At 72.7% G+C, this 1602-nt stretch carries 3 protein-coding genes; 1 reads left to right on the top strand and 2 read right to left on the bottom strand.

The window, feature by feature from the left end:
- A partial coding sequence (locus AB0J52_RS39750; RefSeq protein WP_500188309.1) for an acyl-CoA dehydrogenase family protein occupies nt 1-242 on the bottom strand: 242 nt, incomplete at its 3' end.
- A gap of 155 nt (nt 243-397) precedes the next feature.
- Between AB0J52_RS39750 and AB0J52_RS39745 the strand changes: the two genes are divergently transcribed.
- Entirely contained in the window at nt 398-640 is a 243-nt protein-coding gene (locus AB0J52_RS39745) for a hypothetical protein (protein WP_500188307.1), read from the top strand.
- A 95-nt stretch (nt 641-735) separates the two neighbouring features.
- Here the strand turns inward: AB0J52_RS39745 and AB0J52_RS39740 are convergent.
- The coding region (locus AB0J52_RS39740) for a winged helix DNA-binding domain-containing protein (protein ID WP_500188305.1) at nt 736-1602 on the bottom strand (867 nt) is incomplete at its 5' end.

Genomic DNA, 1602 nt, shown 5'->3' with positions numbered 1-1602 from the left:
AGCTCCTCGATCACCACGAACCGCTCCAGCGCCGACCGCCCGTGCCCGCCGTACTCGGCCGGCAGCGTGAGCCCGAGCCAGCCGCGCGCACCGAGCTCCCGGCTGAACGCGGGATCCGCGCCGGTCAGCCACGAGTCGCACCGCGGCTCGAACTCCGCCGCCGCGAGGAACCCGCGCACCTCCCCGCGCAACCGTTCCGCCTCGGGCGGCAACACTCCCGGCACCAATTCGGGCAACGCCATCCGCAGCACCCCTCTCCCGAAGTATGGGCACACCGTAAGCCTTTGATCGCCTCCCGCGGCAGGCAGGCGGATGCCACCCGCGAGCTCCCGCCGCCCCACCGGGAAACCCATGGCCCGTTCCGGCGAAGAGAGGTAGAAGGAACTGGGAGGTTGAGATGAGCGGACCCTACGAGACCGAGAACGACGCCTACATGGAAGTGCGTGACATCTACGCCTCACACGCCAAAAGGGGCGTGGTGCGCGCCCGTACCCACGACCTCCTGGTCACGGTGTGCGGGCAGTACGACATCGAGCTCGGCGACTACGACCGGGCCGTCCTGCGGTGGCTGTCCCAGCACCCGCCCGAGACCGCCCAAGTGATCGCCGGCCTCATCGCCCGAGCGGCCAAGGCCGGCTGACCCGCCCCTCCGGGGCGACGAGCCGACCCCCCACGGCCCGCCGCCCCGAGGTATGGCACCAGCGCAACGGACACCTCGCGGACGCGGGAGGCCGGTCAGGAGGAGAGTTCGCGTTCTAGGGGGGTTCGGAACCTTGGGGTGATGCGGACGCCGGCGAGGAAGGTCGTGATTCGTTCCGCCTCGGCTTCGACGGCGGCCCTCGCGTCGGCGCCGGCGTCTTCGAGGAGGCGGAACACGACGGCGCCGTCGGCGTCCTGGCCCCAGCCGCCGACGATACGGCCGTCCCACCACACCGACGGGCCGATGTTGCCGTTGCGGTCGAACAGCGCCGGGACATGTGCGGGGTCGAGGTAGAAGTCGCGTTCCTTCCAGCCCATCGGGGTGGCGTCCAGCGCGGGCAGCAGCGCCGCCCACGGCTCGGGGGACGGCACCGGCTCCAGGTCGTCGGCGAGGACCAGGCCCGCGTCGGTCTCGGCGGTGTCCAGTCCGGCGAGGGCCTTCTTCACCTCGCCGGCCGTCCAGCCCGTCCACCACTTCACGTCGAGCGCGGTCGCCGGGCCGAACGTGCGCAGGTAGCGGCGGACGACCTCGGCGCGCGCCTCGTCCACCGGCATCGCCGCGACGCCGTCCGGGAGCCACGTCTCGACCGGCGACCACATGTACTGGCTGCTGAGCCACGTCCCGTTCGGGCGGCCCCGGACGATGCGCCCCTGGCAGCCCAGCGTGACCAGCACCCAGGTCGTGATGCCGGTCGTGGACTCGTAGGACTTGCCGCGGGCCATCACGATCTTGGACCGCAGCCGCGGCTCGGCCGCGCTGAGCTGCGCGCCGGTCGCGGCTCCGAGGTCGAGCAGCGCCCGGTGCGTCGCCTCCTCGACGTCGCGGAGCCAGGCGTCGAGGTCGCCGTCGCCGAGCCCGCCGTCCGCCATGAGCTTGCTGTACCGGGCGCGCTGCCGGACGGC

This window comes from Spirillospora sp. NPDC049652, assembly GCF_040675125.1.
Lineage (GTDB): Bacteria > Actinomycetota > Actinomycetes > Streptosporangiales > Streptosporangiaceae > Spirillospora.
The sequence above is the reverse complement of the archived record's forward strand: the minus strand, read 5'-3'. Positions and strand labels throughout refer to the sequence as shown.

What these genes read in the sequence shown, in the direction of transcription:
- AB0J52_RS39745 (WP_500188307.1), top strand. Translation starts at nt 398, where the DNA reads ATGAGCGGACCCTACGAGACCGAGAACGACGCCTACATGGAAGTGCGT.